This window comes from Actinomadura sp. NPDC023710, from assembly GCF_040639875.1.
Taxonomy (GTDB): Bacteria; Actinomycetota; Actinomycetes; order Streptosporangiales; family Streptosporangiaceae; genus Spirillospora; species Spirillospora citrea.
On sequence record NZ_JBFAGB010000040.1, the window covers coordinates 44,941 to 60,388 of the forward strand.

The 15,448-nt window shown below is 72.7% G+C and carries 14 protein-coding genes; 13 read left to right on the forward strand and 1 reads right to left on the reverse strand.

From position 1 onward, the window contains the following. Nucleotides 1–11 precede the first annotated feature (11 nt). From AB0H37_RS35305 to AB0H37_RS35340, 8 genes are all read left to right on the forward strand, one after another. Nucleotides 12–491 (forward strand): 2Fe-2S iron-sulfur cluster-binding protein, encoded by a 480-nt coding sequence (locus AB0H37_RS35305; RefSeq protein WP_329092022.1) that lies wholly within the window; start codon nucleotides 12–14, stop codon nucleotides 489–491. Then, nucleotides 488–3,850 carry a molybdopterin cofactor-binding domain-containing protein gene (locus tag AB0H37_RS35310; protein WP_360617048.1) on the forward strand — a complete coding sequence of 1,121 codons (3,363 nt, stop codon included), beginning with the start codon at nucleotides 488–490 and terminating at the stop codon, nucleotides 3,848–3,850. Before AB0H37_RS35305 ends, AB0H37_RS35310 begins: the two co-directional genes overlap by 4 nt. Then, on the forward strand, nucleotides 3,847–5,169 hold the full coding sequence (locus AB0H37_RS35315; protein ID WP_360617049.1) for a peptidase dimerization domain-containing protein: 1,323 nt from the start codon (nucleotides 3,847–3,849) through the stop codon (nucleotides 5,167–5,169). Before AB0H37_RS35310 ends, AB0H37_RS35315 begins: the two co-directional genes overlap by 4 nt. 57 nt (nucleotides 5,170–5,226) lie before the next feature. After that, entirely contained in the window at nucleotides 5,227–5,913 is a 687-nt protein-coding gene (locus tag AB0H37_RS35320) for a TetR/AcrR family transcriptional regulator (protein WP_360617050.1), read from the forward strand. Between the two features lie 94 nt (nucleotides 5,914–6,007). Beyond that, a complete protein-coding gene (locus AB0H37_RS35325) occupies nucleotides 6,008–6,961 on the forward strand; it encodes a hypothetical protein (protein WP_360617051.1) in 954 nt (317 codons plus the stop codon). Beyond that, on the forward strand, nucleotides 6,958–7,809 hold the full coding sequence (locus AB0H37_RS35330) for an alpha/beta fold hydrolase (protein ID WP_329092033.1): 852 nt from the start codon (nucleotides 6,958–6,960) through the stop codon (nucleotides 7,807–7,809). The genes AB0H37_RS35325 and AB0H37_RS35330 overlap by 4 nt, the downstream gene beginning before the upstream one ends. Further along, nucleotides 7,806–8,810 carry an LLM class flavin-dependent oxidoreductase gene (locus tag AB0H37_RS35335; protein WP_329092035.1) on the forward strand — a complete coding sequence of 335 codons (1,005 nt, stop codon included), beginning with the start codon at nucleotides 7,806–7,808 and terminating at the stop codon, nucleotides 8,808–8,810. The genes AB0H37_RS35330 and AB0H37_RS35335 overlap by 4 nt, the downstream gene beginning before the upstream one ends. Then, nucleotides 8,807–10,075 carry an MmgE/PrpD family protein gene (locus tag AB0H37_RS35340; RefSeq protein ID WP_360617052.1) on the forward strand — a complete coding sequence of 423 codons (1,269 nt, stop codon included), beginning with the start codon at nucleotides 8,807–8,809 and terminating at the stop codon, nucleotides 10,073–10,075. Before AB0H37_RS35335 ends, AB0H37_RS35340 begins: the two co-directional genes overlap by 4 nt. Nucleotides 10,076–11,086: 1,011 nt before the next feature. On the opposite strand, the gene AB0H37_RS35345 is transcribed toward AB0H37_RS35340, so the two are convergent. Beyond that, nucleotides 11,087–11,356: a hypothetical protein gene (locus AB0H37_RS35345; protein WP_360617053.1), complete on the reverse strand. Its 270-nt coding sequence runs from the start codon at nucleotides 11,354–11,356 to the stop codon at nucleotides 11,087–11,089. A gap of 634 nt (nucleotides 11,357–11,990) precedes the next feature. Between AB0H37_RS35345 and AB0H37_RS35350 the strand changes: the two genes are divergently transcribed. The 5 genes from AB0H37_RS35350 (at nucleotide 11,991) to AB0H37_RS35370 (ending at nucleotide 15,369) form a co-directional block, all read left to right on the forward strand. Next, the gene (locus AB0H37_RS35350; protein ID WP_360617054.1) at nucleotides 11,991–12,278 is read left to right on the forward strand and encodes a hypothetical protein; all 288 of its coding nucleotides are present in this window, start codon (nucleotides 11,991–11,993) and stop codon (nucleotides 12,276–12,278) included. Nucleotides 12,279–12,540: 262 nt separating this feature from the next. Continuing rightward, the gene (locus tag AB0H37_RS35355; RefSeq protein WP_329092043.1) at nucleotides 12,541–13,299 is read left to right on the forward strand and encodes an SDR family oxidoreductase; all 759 of its coding nucleotides are present in this window, start codon (nucleotides 12,541–12,543) and stop codon (nucleotides 13,297–13,299) included. A gap of 36 nt (nucleotides 13,300–13,335) precedes the next feature. Beyond that, the gene (locus tag AB0H37_RS35360) at nucleotides 13,336–13,773 is read left to right on the forward strand and encodes a cupin domain-containing protein (protein WP_179835715.1); all 438 of its coding nucleotides are present in this window, start codon (nucleotides 13,336–13,338) and stop codon (nucleotides 13,771–13,773) included. A gap of 236 nt (nucleotides 13,774–14,009) precedes the next feature. After that, on the forward strand, nucleotides 14,010–14,237 hold the full coding sequence (locus AB0H37_RS35365) for a hypothetical protein (RefSeq protein ID WP_360617055.1): 228 nt from the start codon (nucleotides 14,010–14,012) through the stop codon (nucleotides 14,235–14,237). Nucleotides 14,238–14,274: 37 nt separating this feature from the next. Further along, entirely contained in the window at nucleotides 14,275–15,369 is a 1,095-nt protein-coding gene (locus AB0H37_RS35370) for a ferritin-like protein (RefSeq protein WP_360617056.1), read from the forward strand. Nucleotides 15,370–15,448: the final 79 nt, after the last annotated feature.

The window sequence follows — 15,448 nt, forward strand, 5'->3', positions numbered from 1 at the left end:
TGGGGTCCTTCATGAACATCACCGTCAACGGGCGGACCGGCGACGCCGCCGCGCCTCCCGGGACCGTCCTCGCCACGCTCCTGCGCGAGCGGTTCGGGGCGACGTCCGTCAAACTCGCGTGCGAGCGCGGCGAGTGCGGCGCCTGCACCGTGCTCGTCGCCGGGCGCCCCAGGCTGTCCTGCGTGACACCCGTCGAACTGGTCGACGGCGAGGTCACGACGGCGGAGGGCCTCGCGGAGGAGTCCGAGGACCTGCGTGCGGCGTTCGCCGACCTGGGCGCGTTCCAATGCGGATTCTGCACGCCCGGCCAGGTCGTCCACGCCACCGCCCTGCTCCGCGCCGGCCTCCCCGCCGACGCGGAGCGGGCGCGGGCCCGGGCGCGGGCGGAACTGTCCGGCAACATCTGCCGGTGCACCGGCTACGCGGCGATCGTCGAGGCGGTGTGCGCGACGGCCCGCGCGCGGGCAGGGGCGCGGGGGGATTCGCTATGACCGAACGAATCGGGCGCAGCATCAGGCCGCTGGACTGGCAGCACCGGTCCCTCGGACGCGTTGACTACGTCAACGACCTCACCGAGCCGCCGCACCTGCACGCCGCGGTGCTGCGCTCCCCCGTCCCCTACGGGCGGATCACCCGTCTGGACGCCGCCCCCGCGCTGCGGATGCCGGGGGTGCGCGGCGTCATCACCGCCGACGACTTCCCGTCCGGCATCACCTACCTCCATCGCGGCGGGCACATGTCCGACCGGCCGCCCCTGGCGGCGGGCGTGGTGCGCTACGTCGGGCAGGAGATCGCGGCCGTCGCGGCCGACACCGTGGAGCAGGCCAGGGCGGCGGTCGCGGCGATCCGGCTGCGCATCCGGCCGCTCCGGGCACCGCTCACCATCGCCGAGGCCCTCGCGCCGCGTTCCCGCGCGCTCCACGAACGCCCGTCCGAACACAACGTCGCGATCCGGTGGAACAGCGTGTGGGGCGACCCGGACGCCGGGATCGCGGCGTCGGACGTGATGGTCGAGGGCGACTTCGTCTACCCGAGCGTCGCGCACGCATGCATGGAGCCCAACGTCACGCTCGCCCGGTGGGACGCCGACCGCGAGGTGATGGAGCTGTGGACCTCCACGCACGCGCCCTACTTCATCGCCAAGGAGGTCTCGCACCTGCTGGGGCTGGAGCACAACCAGGTGGTGTGCCGCGAGGTCGCCACCGGCGGGAGCTTCGGCTCCAAGTCGAAGGCGTCCGAACACGAGATCCTCGCCGCGGCGCTGGCCCGCAAGACCGCGACACCCGTACTCATCTCGCTCACGCGGGAGGAGGAGTTCGCCTCCAACAAGCCCCGGCACCGCTTCGAGACGCGGCTGCGCACCTACGCCGACGCGGACGGGAACCTGCGCGCGTTCGAGACCGAGCTGAACGTCGAGAACGGCGCCTACTCCCACATGGGCTCGTCGGTGATGCGCGTCGGCGTCATCGCCCTCGGGTCGGTGTACCGGGCGGACGGCGTCCGCTACGACGCGCGGCTCGTCGACACCGCCACGCAGCCCGGCGGGCAGTACCGCGGGTACGGAACGCCGCAGGTCGCGCTCGCCATGGAGTCCCAGCTCGACGAGATCGCCGAGCGGCTCGGGATGGACCCCATCGACCTGCGCGTCCGCAACGCCGTCGAGCCGGACACCGAGACGCTGTGCGGGTACCGCCTCACGACGGCGCGGCTCGTCGACTGCCTGGAGACCGTCCGGCGGGAGCTGGACTGGGACGCCAAGCGGGCCGCGAGGACCTACGGCCGCGGCGTCGGCGTGTCCAGCGCGGCGCACGGGTCGGGCGCCTACGCCTACCCGCTGTCGAACGTCAGCGAGGCGGGCGTGGACGTCGACGCCGACGGCCGCGTGCGCGTCCGGTTCGGCGGGTCGGACGCGGGCACCGGCCAGAAGACGATCCTCGCGCAGATCGCCGCGGAGGAGCTCGGCGTCGCCCCCGAGGACGTCGACGTGCTGTCGATGGACGGCGAGCTGACGCCGCTGGACCTCGGCGCCTGGTCGTCGCGCGCCACGCACATGTCGGGGACGGCTACCGGCCAGGCCGCCCGGGAGATGGCCCACCGGCTGCGCGAGCTGGCTGCCGACAAGCTCGGCTGCGCCCCCGGGGACGTCGAGCTGCGCGACGGCGCGGCCCGCCACGGCGACGCCGCGATGGGCTTCGGCGACCTGGCAGGCGCGCACGGCGGTCTCAGCCTGGAGTCCCGCTACGAACTGGAGGGGACGGAGACGATCACGCCCGGCGAGGACAAGGCCAATCTGTCGCCCACCTACTCCTTCGCCGCGCACGGGGCGGAGGTCGAGGTCGACGTCCGGACCGGCAAGGTCACCGTGCTCGACTACGTCGCCGCGCACGACGTCGGGCGGGCCATCAACCCCGTCATGGTCGAAGGCCAGATCATCGGCGGGGCCGTGCACGGGATCGGCGCCGCGCTCGGCGAGGAGCTGATCCGCACCGAGGGGCGCGTCGTCAACCCCGCCTACATCAACTACGCACTGCCGCGCGCCGCCGACGTCCCGCGCGTCCGGCCGTTCATCGTCGAGGGCCACGACGACGCGGGGCCGTACGGCGCCAAGAGCGTCGGCGAGATCCCGATCGTCCCGCCGGGCGCGGCGATCGCCAACGCCGTCCACGACGCGGTCGGCGTCCGCATCCGCGACCTGCCGATCACTCCGGACAAGGTGCTGCGGGCGCTGGCGGAGAAGGAGGGCAGGGTCCGCGACCACCGGCTGCGGCGACGCCCCACGCGCTGGTGGATCGCGCTGATGCGGGCCGCCTACCCGCGCGGCGTCCACGCACTGCTGCACCGGTGGGGGACGCACCTCGGCCGGCAGGGCCGGTACCCGGGCCTGGCGCCGGCCGTCCCGGACATCGCCGAGATCGTCCGTCCGGAGAGCCTGGCGGAGGCGGGCGCCGCGCTGCGGGGCGGGGCCGCCCTGGGCGGGGGCACCGACGTGCTGCTCCAGCGCCGGCAGCGGCTGGCCGCGCCGGAACGCCTCGTCTCCACCGCGCTGCTTCCGGGCCTGCGCGACATCACCGAGGAGCCGGACGGGACCGCGGTCATCGGCGCGGCCGTCACGCTGGCCGAACTGTCCGCCTGGTTCGCCGAGTCGATCCCGGCGCTGGCGGAGGCCGCCGACTCCATCGCGTCGCCGCAGGTCAGGAACGCGGCGACGGTCGCGGGGAATCTGCTGCAGGCCAAGCGCTGCTGGTTCTTCCGCAACGAGTTCCCCTGCTACAAGCGCAACGGCGCCTCCAGCCCCTGCTACGCGATCCTCGGCGACCACCGCTTCTACCACGCGGCCGTCGACGGGCACCGCTGCCAGGCTGTCACGCCGTCGGACCTGGCCACGGTGCTGGCGGCGCTGGACGCCGTCGTCGAACTGTCGGACGGGCGCCGCATCCCCGTCGGCGACCTCTACACGGGCCCTGGTGAGACGGCCCTGAAGCACACGGACCTGGTCGTCGCCGTCCGGATCCCCGAGCCGGGCCGGCCCTGCGTGTTCGAGAAGCTCGCGCTCTGGCAGGGCGACTTCGCCGTGGTGTCCGTCGCCGCGTCCAGCCGGTCGGCGGAGCGGTGGGACGACTGCCGGATCGTCTTCGGCGCGCTGGCCCCGACGCCGTGGCGGCCAGCCGACGCCGAACGCGCCCTCAACGGAAGGCCGTTCAACCCCGCCGCGCTCCGCGACGCCGTGGACGCCGAACTCACCCGGCACGGGCACCCCCTGCCCGGCAACGCCTGGAAGCTCGACGCCGCCGCCGGACTCGCCGAACGCGCCGCCGAACGACTCACCCATGACAGGGAGGAATCCGTATGACGGCGCTGGACCACGCGCGTCTGGCACTGCTGCGGGACGCCGAGAGGCTCATCGACCCCGAGCGCCTCGCCGAACTCGTCACCGGCATGACCGGCATCCCAAGCCCCACCGGCGAGGAGGGCGAACTGGCCCGCTGGGCGGTCTCCACCCTCGCCGCCTCCGGGATCGACGCCGTCTACCAGCCGATCGACGATGCCCAGGGCAACGCCGTCGCCCGCCTCCACGGCGACGGAACGGGCCCCGACCTACTCCTCTACGCCCCGATCGACACGCTGACGACGGGGAATCCCGAAGAGGACCTGCCCCGGGTCGGCACGACGCTGCGCTACGACATGGTCCCGGAACCGGTCCGGGACGGCGACTACGTCATCGGCCTCGGCGCGAGCAACCCGAAGGGCCACGCGGCGTGCCTCGTCGCCGCGCTGGAGATCCTGCACCGGGCCGGGACGCCGCTGCGCGGCGACGTCGTCCTCGGGCTGGGCGCGGGCGGGATGCCGACGAACAAGCGCACCGCCCCCCACGTCCGCCGGTACAACGCGGGCCAGGGCAACGGCGCCTCGTTCATGCTGGAACAGGGCGTCTGGGCCGACTTCGCGCTGATCGCCAAGCCCGGATGGGCCGTCTCGTGGGACGAGGTCGGCCTGTGCTGGTTCGAGGTCACCGTCGGCGGCAGCTACTCCTACGCGGGCAGCCGTCACCGCATCGACTACCGCAACGCGATCCTCGGCGCCGGCACCGTCGCCGCGGCCCTGGAGGAGTGGTTCGCCGAGTACACCGCCCGGCACACGTCCGGAACGGTCGCCCCGCAGGGCAACATCGGCGCGATCGAGGGCGGCTTCATGCGGATGCCGGCCGTCTCCCCCGCCTCGTGCCGGTTCGTCCTGGACCTCCGCACGTCACCGGCGTCCACGCCGATGAGCGTCAAGCGCGAGTTCGCCGCCGCCGTCGCGCGGATCGCCGCCGCGCACCCGCGGCTGGAGATCGGCTGGGACATGACCCTCGCGATCCCCGGGACGGCGACCGATCCCGACGCGTGGATCGTCCGCGCGGCGATCGAGGCGTGGGAGGCGGAGGAGGGTCGGGCGCACGAGCCGATCCTCGGCAACAGCGGCGCCACCGACGCCAACATCCTGCGCAACCGCGGTCTGCCCACGGCTCGGATCGGCATGGCCAGGGCGGGGGCGGAGGCGCCGCTGCCCGTCGACTTCCCCATGGGGATGAACGTGGTCGACCTCAGGGAGATGGTCCGTCTCACCCGGCACGTGATGCGCACCACGATCAACACCTGCACCCGGGCAACGGCGGACGTGGGCCTGTGATCCGGGAGAAGATCGAGTGGAGGAGAGTTCAGGACCTTGGGCGAGACGGAGCGAAGAGTGACGACACGGCGGCCCCCGCCCCGAGGACGCCGTCCGGACAAGGCGGCGCTCACGGCGCGGGACATCGTGGACGCCGCCATCGCGATCGGCGACCGGGAGAGCCTCGACGGGCTGACCATGCGGCGGCTCGCGGGCGAGCTCGGCTTCAGCACGATGGCCCTGTACCGGCACTTCAAGAACAAGGACGACATCCTCGACGGGATGGCGGACCAGGTGCTCGGCAACCTGCGGCTTCCCGAGGAGATCGGACCCGACCCCGTCACCGAGGCGCGCCGCATCGCCGAGGCGCTCCTGGCCATGATGCGGGAGCACCCGAGCGTGGTCCGGCTGCTGTCCACCCGGACCACGGCGAGCCGCACCTCGCTGGGCGGCGCGTTCGAACGCGTCCTGGCACGGCTCCGGCAGAGCGGGCTGCCCCCGGCGGACGCCGTCTGCGTCTACGGCCTCCTGCTGACGTACACGCTCGGCTTCGCCGCCTACCAGATGCCGCGCCCGTGGGGCGGGGACGACGAGGAGGCCGCCGAGTTGCGCAGGCAGCGGGCCCACTTCTACTCGGCGCTGCCCGCCGACGAGTTCCCGAACATGATCGAGCTGTCTCCGGAGCTGGCCTGGCTCCCCACGGACCGGCAGTTTCACGCGGGACTCGACGTCCTGCTGAGAGGGCTCGCGGCCGAGCGGCCCTGACCCCGGTTCCGGCCGCCCTCCGCGGGCGGACGGCGACGACCACCCCGAGGACGGGGCGGGCCGTCGCCTCGTCCGCCCTGCGTTGGAGGAACTGATGAGCGACATCGTGCTCGGCGTGGGTGCCTCCCACAGCACGCTGATGAACACCGACTGGGCCAAGGTCGACCACCTGGAGGACGCCCACCGCTTCCGCGACGGGCTGGAAGGCGCCGCCGAGCGGCTGCGCGCCGCCGCCCCCGACACGATCGTGATCATCGGGTCGAACCACTTCCGCGGATTCTTCCTCGACATGATGCCCGCGTTCACGATCGGCGTCGGCGAGGTGCTCGGAGCCGGCGAGGCCCTGACGCCCAGGGGGCCGCTGCCCGCCGACACGGACCTGGCGCGCCATCTGACCACGTCCCTCGTCGACGACGGGTTCGACCCGGCCTTCTCCCTGCGGCTCACCGTCGACCACGGCATCACCCACGGGCTCCAGCACCTGGTGCCGGACCTCGACGTCCCGATCGTCCCGATCGTGATCAACATGTTCGCGCCGCCGCTGCCGTCCCTGCGGCGCTGCCACGATCTCGGCGCGGCACTCGGCCGCGCCATCGCCGCCGACGGCGCCGGGAAGCGCGTCGCCGTCATCGCGTCCGGCGGGCTGTCGCACCGCCTGCCGTGGCCGAAGTGGTTCGAGACCCTCTCCGACGACGACCGCTTCCTCGTCGAGGCGTGGCTGAACGGGCGCGGATCGTGGGGCGACTACGAGGTCCGGCGACGGCAGATCATCCGCGCCGCCGAGGCCGACCTCAACCCCGCGTTCGACGCGGCCTTCCTGGATCTCGTCGAGAACGGCGACCTCGGCCCCCTCCTCGACCGGACCACCACCGACATCGACGAGGAGGCCGGCAACGGCGCACAGGAGATCCGCTCCTGGATCGCCATGCTCGCCGCCCTCGGACCCGGCGCGCGCGGCGAGACCCTCGCCTACGCCGCCGTCCCCCAATGGCTCACCGGAATGGGCGTCGCCGTCGTCGAGCCCGCAACAACGAAGGAGAAAGCATGAGCATCTGGACCGACCTCACGGGCGTCGACCACGCCATCCGCTTCGTCGACGCGGGCGGCGTCCGCACCCGGGCCCTCCAGGCCGGGACGGGAGAGGCCGTGGTGTTCCTGCACGGCACCAGCGGCCACCTGGAGGCGTTCGTCCGCAACATCCCTGCGCACGCCGAACGGTACGCCTGCCACGCCGTCGACATGCTCGGGCACGGCTACACCGACGGCGTGGACGAGCCGTACCGCATCCCCCGCTACGTCGACCACGTCCTCGCCTACCTGGACGCCTGCGGCATCGACCGCGCCCACTTCGTCGGCGAGTCGCTGGGCGGCTGGGTCGCGGGCCGCCTCGCCGCCGACCACCCCGACCGCGTCGGCCGGCTCACGCTCGTGGCCCCCGGCGGAACCGTCGCCAACCCCCAGGTCATGGAACGCATCAAGACCAGCACCCGCAAGGCCGTCGCCGAGGACGACATCGGCCTCACCCGCAAGCGCCTCCAGCTCCTCATGCACGACCCGGCGAAGGACGTGTCCGAGGAACTGGTCGAAGTCCGGCATGCGATCTACCACCGGCCCGAGTTCGTCAAGCGGGTCGACAACCTGCTCTGCCTCCAGGAGATGGAGAACCGCGAGCCCGACCTTCTCAGTGCCGCGCAGATGGGAAGGATCGCCGCGCCCACGCTGATCGTGTGGGGAGCGCAGAACCCGTTCGGCGACATCCCGGAGGCGCACCGGATGAACGACAGCATCCCCGGCTCCCGGCTGGAGATCTTCGGCGAGTGCGGGCACTGGCCCCAGCACGAGCACGCCGCCCGCTTCAACCGCCTCAACCTGGACTTCCTCGGGGAGGCGCGGTGAGGGTCGGCATCCGCGTCCCGGCCTGCGACCGTCCGGACCGGCTCGCATCCGTCGCTGCCAGGGCCGAGACGCTGGGGTTCGACGAGGTCTGGTTCCCCGACTCGCAGCTGCTGTGGCGGGACGTCTTCTCCGTCCTGTCGGTGACCGCGCTGCGCACCGAGCGGATCGGGCTCGGAACGGCCGTCACCAACGTCGCGACCCGGCACCCGTCCGTGGTGGCTTCCGCGGCACGGACCGTCGCCGAGCTGGCGCCCGGACGGTTCACCCTCGGCCTCGGCGTCGGGAACAGCTCCGTCGTGCCGATAGGGCTGCGCGCCAGCACCCGCGCGGAACTTCGGGAGGGGCTCGCCCAGCTGCGGGTGCTGCTCGCCGGAGAGGAATGGGACTACGGCCCGGTGCGGTCGCGGCTGCGTGACCCGGCGCCGTCCGTGCCCGTCCACCTCGCCGCGAGCGGGCCGCGCAACCTGCGGCTGGCGGGGGCCGTCGCAGACGGCGTCGTCCTGCTCAGCGGCGTCTCGCCCGAGACCCTCGCCGCTGCGGCGGCGCAGGTCCGCGAGGGCGCCCGGGAGGCGGGGCGGTCCGGCGACGTGCCGCTGACGGTGTCGGCGTTCTGCGAGGTGACCGACGACGTCCTCGCCTCTGCCCGGAAGCTGAAGCCCATCTGCGCGTCGATCGCGCAGAACGGCGGCGCCCCCTTCCTCGCTCTCGCGGGGATCCATCTCCGGGTCCCCGACCGGATCGACGAGGTGTACCCGGACATCGGGCACGCCGAGGACTGGGACCGCGCCGTCAAGGTCGCGGACCGCTGGGTGACCGACGACGACGCGCTCGCCTTCGCCCGCGCCTTCTGCCTGGTCGGCACCGCCGAGGAGGTCGCGACCCGGCTCCGGGAGACGTTCGAGGCGGGAGCGTCCGGCGTGTTCCTCCAGCACGTCGGCTCCTACGACCCGCCGCACGACCTCATCGAGGCGGTCGGCGGCGACGTCCTCCCCCGCCTGTGAGCACGCTCGACGACCTCGCCGCCCGGGCCGCGCGGGCCCCCCGGGCGGCGACGCCCGACGCCCGCGGGCTCGCGGCCCTGCACGTCCTGGACACGCTGGGCTGCGTGGTCTCCGGCGCCACGCACCCGATCGCCGGGCCGCCGGCCCGGTACTTCGGCGACTCGTTGCGAGACCGCGTGCTGCGTTGGTCGACCCAGGCGCACCTGGACGAGTTCGACGCACTGCACGCCGGAGCCGCCGTCGTCCCCGCGGCGGTCGTCGTCCCCGCGGCCCTGCTGGTCGCTCAGAATGAGGGGCGGCCGGGCGCGGCGGTCGTCGACGCGGTGCTCGCAGGCTACGAGGCGGTGGTGGAGGCCGGCCTGCGATTCGGCGGTGCCGCGCTGTACGCGTCCGGCTGGTGGCCGACGGCCCTGTTCGGTCCGATCGGCGCCGCCGCCGCGACCGCCGTCCTGCTGGAGCTGGACGAGGAGCGGACGGCCTCGGCGCTCGCGGTGGCGGCGGCCGGTCTCGGCGGGCTGCTCTCGTCCGGCCGCTTCGGCGAGGCGCACTACCTGCTCCCCGGCCGGGCCGCCGCCGACGGCGTCGAGGCGGCGTACCTGGCCCGCGCCGGAGCGACGGGCAGCCCCGCCCTGCTGGACCGCCCGGCCGCGCTCGCGCTCGCCCGGCCGCCCGCACCGGCCCCTCCCGCCGCGGGCGTCCACCTGGAGCAATGCGGCTTCAAACCGTACCCGTGCGCCCGTCCACTGCACGCCGTGATCGACGCGCTGCGCGCACTGGACGCCCGGAACGCCACCCACGTCGAGGTGGCGCTCCCGTCCGGTCTGATGTCGTTCGTCAACGCGGACCGGGAGGTGCCGGGCCCGGCCGAGGCTTCCGCCGGAGCGGCCTTCGCGGTCGCCGCCGCCCTCTCCGGTACCCCTGAGGACGTGTCGACGTTCCGCCGGGCCCGCATCGCCGACGATGTCCCGGCCGTGACGTTGGTTCCGGACCCGGCTCTGGACACCCTCCTCCCCGACCACTGGGCCGCCCGCGTGACGGTCGAAACGCCCTCCGGACGGGCCTCCCGGCGCGTGGTGGACGCCTTGGGCTCCCCGGCACGCCCCCTTTCGCGGGAGGCGGTGCTCAGCAAGTTCGACACTCTGACCGCATGTGCGCTCACCGATTGGCGCGACCGGTGCCTCGCCCTGGACGACCTCGCCGACGCAGCAGCGCTGACCCAGGACATCGCACGAGCCACAGAACCCCGGGGCCGCCAGTCGACCTGAGCCTCCCCTGTGGCATATCCGCCGAGTCGGGCGAGGATGCCGGCCGTGCCGGCCGGGGAATTAATAGAGGCTGGAGAGCCCAGCCGGGCTCGGCGGCTGACCGAGCAGGCCAAAGACATCCAGGTGGAAGGAGGCGTCGGAGCACTCCCAGGCAGTGAGGTCGTTGAAGAACGAGGGTGCGCCCGCGCTCCTCCCACCGAGGACACCCAGGTCAGTACCTTCCCGCGCCGGACGATGCCCTGCGCCGCGCGTTCTCGAAGACCTGGCGATAGGCCGCCGGGAGGCTTCGATCGCGGCCAGCCCGTGCATGTGCCCGGCGGGGCTGTCGGCCGGTCGTGGCGCGAGCGGGGGCCTACCCTTCTGGCTCTCCCGGTGGAACCGGGTCCAAGGCCCACGGGACGTCGGGGGTGATCGGCTGGAAGTCGTCGGGGTGACCGGAGTGCGGCTCGTCCTGGCCGCTCATGGTCGGTTGCGGATCGGTGTCAGTGATCACCACGCTGGGGCCGGGTGCGGGCAGGGGCATGGTGGAGACGGTTTGCCGACGCTGCTCCGCTCCAGGTGCGTGTTGAGTACGGGGGCGCGTAGCAGGGGCGGCAGTAGTTCTAGTCCGCACTCCAGGGTCGAGACCACGTCATCGGGGGTTCAGGTCGCTGCCGATCTCCGCGCATGTAGTGGGGCAGCATCACAAACGATCCGCTGAGATGCTGCAGCGGCGGGCGCTGGTCGGGCCGCTCGGCGGCCTGGCTCGACATACTGATCACGTCGGCGACCAGGGCCGGCCAGACCCCCGGCACGAACCGGTCGGGCCGCGGCTGGTCCTCCTCGCCGTACTCGGCCGCGCTCTCGGCGTCGGTCTCGGCCAGTTCGGCGCGGACCCGGTTGCGCAGCGCCGGTTAGGCGCGGTCCAGGGCCTGGACGATCTGCGGGTACAGGAACAGGGAGCAAGAAGCGGCCTCTCTTGAGAGGCCGCTTCATGTCGGAGGTCTTCGCCGGTTCGGCGAAGACCTTTGTTCAGCGTTGGCCTGGGTGGTCTCGTGAACCGCTCAGGAGGCCGACGATCAGACCGATGAGGGCGCCGACCAAGGTGCCCGTCATCCCGTAGGCGACGATGGCGGTCTCGGGGCCTTGGGGGTGCGTGATGAAGCCGCCGACAACACCAACGATGCCGATCACGACGCCGAGGACGCCGCAGACGAATCCACCGATCCAGATGCCGAAGATGGCATAGATCAAGGCTTCGTCGGGGTTGTTCGGTGAGTCGTTCTTAGCGGGCTCGGGCATCTTGCTCACACCTTCGTTCTGGTTTTGTCTTTTTCGCGCGATGCGAGGGCGCGCCCCACCTGGTGGGGGCACTTGGTAGCAATCGTGTCAAAAGTTTCGGTCGCTGACTACATCAGGACGCCCAGCCAAGAGGTGCCTGGAAGACATGAAACTTCTTCTCCGGCCGGTCACAGCCTCGTCGGCGTCGACGGCCATTTCATTCGACCTAGCAGTTCCCTGACCAATACGATGTCTCAGTGGTGACGTGCGCGGATCAGCAATGCGAGCGTTCCGCCGCCGAATCGCTTCCCAGTTCGGCCGCCCGTACTTCGCGACGCCGCATGCACCTTTGACGGGTTCTGCGGCCCGCGGACCGTCCGGCCTCGGGTCGGGAGGGAAAGGGGGCTTCGGCCGCAGGCCGGAGCTCATCGTTTTGCGGCCCGACATCCGCGCTGTTGGCCGTCTGCGTCCCAGCCGGGCCACGCTGGCAATCGCAGGGCCCTGCCCAGCGAGCCGGGGTGCAGACCCTGCCCGCCACGCTCGCGATGGTCGTCATCAGCCCGTTCGCGGGCCGGTTCGCCGCCCGGTACGGCTTCCGGATCATGGTCACCATCGGCCTGACGCTGGCCGGGCTGGGACGCTGGCCCTGGGCTTCGTGCACGCCGACACCGGCTACGCGAACGTCTGGTGGCGGCTGGCCGTCGTCGGTATCGGTTTCGCGCTGACCATGTCCCCGCTGACCGGCGCCGCCATCCAGTCGGTCAGCCCACAGGAGGGCGGCCTGGCGTCGGGCGTCAGCAGCACCACCCGGCAGATCGGCGCGGTCCTCGGCGTAGCGGTGCTCGGAGCCGTCGTCCGCACCCGGGAGTCCGGTGGTGCCTCCTTCGAGGAGGGGCTCAACAGCGCCTTCGTCGCGGCCGGCGAACCCGGCCCCGCGCGTTAACGAGAACGCGGCGAGTCATCGACGCGGCCAGGGGCCCGGTAGCAATACATGCGGGACCTGCTTGGCCGCATGGTTCTGGTTTCCTCGTCGCATGGCTCGTCCGGCTGCGAAGACGACCGAAGGCCGGGGCTTGTGACGGCTGCGGTCCGAAGCGGGCAGCCTCCGGGGAATCTTCGCCGGAGCTGTCACAGCCCGGACGGGTGCCCTGTCTTAGCTGGCGACCGGGCGGTGACCGACGGCCCGGCGGACAGGGAGGGGACTCATGAAGATCGTGGTCATCGGCGGCACCGGCCTGATCGGTTCGAAGGCCGTGGAGATGCTCCGGCAGCACGGGCACGAGGCGGTGCCGGCCGCGCCGAACACGGGCGTGAACACGCTCACGGGCGAGGGGCTGGCCGAGGCGCTGGAGGGCGCGTCCGTGGTGATCGACGTGTCCAACTCGCCGTCCTTCGAGGACGCGGCGGTGCTGAACTTCTTCACGACCTCGACCGGCAACCTCCTGGAGGCGGAGAAGAAGGCGGGCGTGGGCCACCACGTCGCGCTGACGATCGTGAACACCGACCGGCGGCCCGACATCGGCTACTTCCGGGCGAAGGTCGCGCAGGAGAAGCTGATCTCGGAGTCGCCGATCCCGTTCTCGCTGATCCACGCGACGCAGTTCTTCGAGTTCGGCCGCAGGATCGCCGACGAGGCCGCCGCCGGCGGCGACACGGTCCCGATGCCGCCGGTGCTGTTCCAGCCCATCGCGGGCGAGGAGGTGTCCCGGACGGTCGCCCAGACCGCGGCGGGCGCGCCGCTGAACGGCCGCATCCAGATCGCCGGCCCCGAGGTGTCCCGGATGGACGAGTTCTTCCGCAAGGCGCTGGCCGCGTGGGGCGACCCGCGCGAGGTGGTCACCGACCCCCACGCGCACTACTTCGGCGCCGAGATGCACGAGCGCGACCTCGTCCCGGACGAGGGCGCCGCGACCCTCGGCGAGATCACGTACGCCGACTGGCTGGCCGCGAACCCCGTCAAGTGACCGCCGTCCGCACCGACGAGCCGAGGAGGCGCCGCCATGTCCGGCCCTGACTCCACCGCCGCCGAGCCGAAGCCCAGATCGACCGCGTGGCGGACCGCGCTCACCACCGTCCAGGAGGTCGAGCCGCCCTTCATCCCGGCCGGCGCACACGCCATGACCGTGGTCATCGAGTACCCGCCCGGCGACCCCGGCGCGCCGCCGCACCGGCACCCCGGGCCGGCGTTCGGTTACGTGCTGGAGGGCGAGATGCTGATGGAGCTCGAAGGGCAGGCGCCCCGGCCCGTCCCGGCGGGCGAGGCGTTCTGGGAGCCCGGCGGCGACGTCATCCACTACCAGGACGGCAACAACCGCGACGACATGCCGGTCCGGTTCGTCGTCACCATGCTCTGCGAGCCCGGCAAGCCGATGCTGACGCTCGTGGACGACATCGAGCTCGCCGAACGCGCGCACCTGCGGGTCCCCCGGGATTCCTGACCATTGGCGAGATGCCCGATCACCGGCGCCACGTGGGCGCCGGCGTCGGCGGCGGAGCGGTTCGGGGTCCGGCCCCTCCTGCTGGAGCCGATGCCGGCCGCGCCCACGCCCTGGCGGCCCGCCAGAGCGAGAGCTTCACCCGCCTGTTCGCCTCCGGGCAGATCTCCGTGCAGCTGGTCCACGCGACCAGGCGTCCGGCCGGGCGGCCATCCGAACGATCCGTGTGTGGAGGACTGATGAGCACCCCGACCGGCGACGAGTTCAAGGCGGAGGTCGAGGCCGAATTGGAGCTGGCCGAGGCGAGTGACCCGGCGCGGGCCGCGGCTCAGCCGGTCTCCGGGTGGCTGTTCGACCCGGCCGAAGCCGAGGCCGAGGAGGTCGAGCTCCGCAACCTGCTCGGCGCGGCAGAGGCGCTGGAGTCCGGTCCCCGGTCCGGGGGGCGGAACCTGGGCGAAGGCGCCTGACCCCCGCCCACCTCACGACATCCGAAGCGAGGCACCCATGAATCACCCGGCCGGGCGGCAGCATGCCCCCGTTCCCGTCCCCTCGACAGGAATCGCCACGCTCGACGATCTCCGCGAGCACCTGCAGTGGGCGATCGAGCTGGAGCACGCGACCCTGCCGCCGTACCTGTGCGCGCTCTACTCGATCGACCCGGAACGCAACCCCGAGGCCGCGGACGCGGTGGCGGGCGTCTTCATCGAGGAGATGCTGCACCTGGTGCTGGCGGCGAACCTGCTCAACGCCGTCGGCGGGAGCCCGCGGCTGGACGCGCCGGAGCTGCTGCCGCCGCACCCCCGGCGGCTGCCGCACGGTGATCCCGCGCTGGAGCTGTCGCTGCTCCCGTTCGGCGGCGCGGCGCTCGAGATGTTCCTCCGCCTGGAGGAGCCGGCACCGCCCGGCGCCCCCGCCGAAGGCGACCGCTACGAGACGATCGGGCAGTTCTACGACGCGATCGAGACCGGGCTGCGCGGCCTGTGCGACCGGCTCGGCGAGGCGGAGGTCTTCTCGGGCGATCCGTCCCGCCAGATCCACGCCGGGAACTTCCAGCACACCGCTGGACGGATGATCGCGGTCACCGATCCGGCCTCGGCACTGGCCGCGCTGGAGGAGATCGTCGAGGAGGGCGAGGGCACGTCCCGCGGCGCGGTCTGGGACGGCGACCCCGACGTCCACCACCCCGACCGGGACGAGGTCGCCCACTACTACCGCTTCCAGGAGCTCAAGGCCGGCCGCCGCTACCGCCGCGGCGACACCCCGCGATCCGGGCCCACTGGCGAGCCGGTCGGCGTGGACTTCACCGGCATCCTGCCGATGCGGCCCAACCCCAAGATCGCCGACCATGCCCCGGGCAGCGCGATCCGCGCGGCCCAGGAGGAGTTCAACCGGACGTACTGCACTCTCCTGCACCTGCTGGAACGCGCCTTCAACGGCAGCCCGCGGCTGCTCGGAGTCGCCGTCACCACCATGTACAAGCTCAAGGCACAGGCCCGGGCGCTGATGCGCACGCCCGACGGCGACGGCACCACGGCCGGCCCCACGTTCGAGTACGTCTCGCCGGATGAGCGCGGTGGGACCGCCGGCGACGAGCCGTAGCGCACCAACGTGCTCCCTCACGGCCCGTACCCGCGCACGGCGGGATCCTCCCCCAACGGGCGGCGCTGGAGACCGCAGG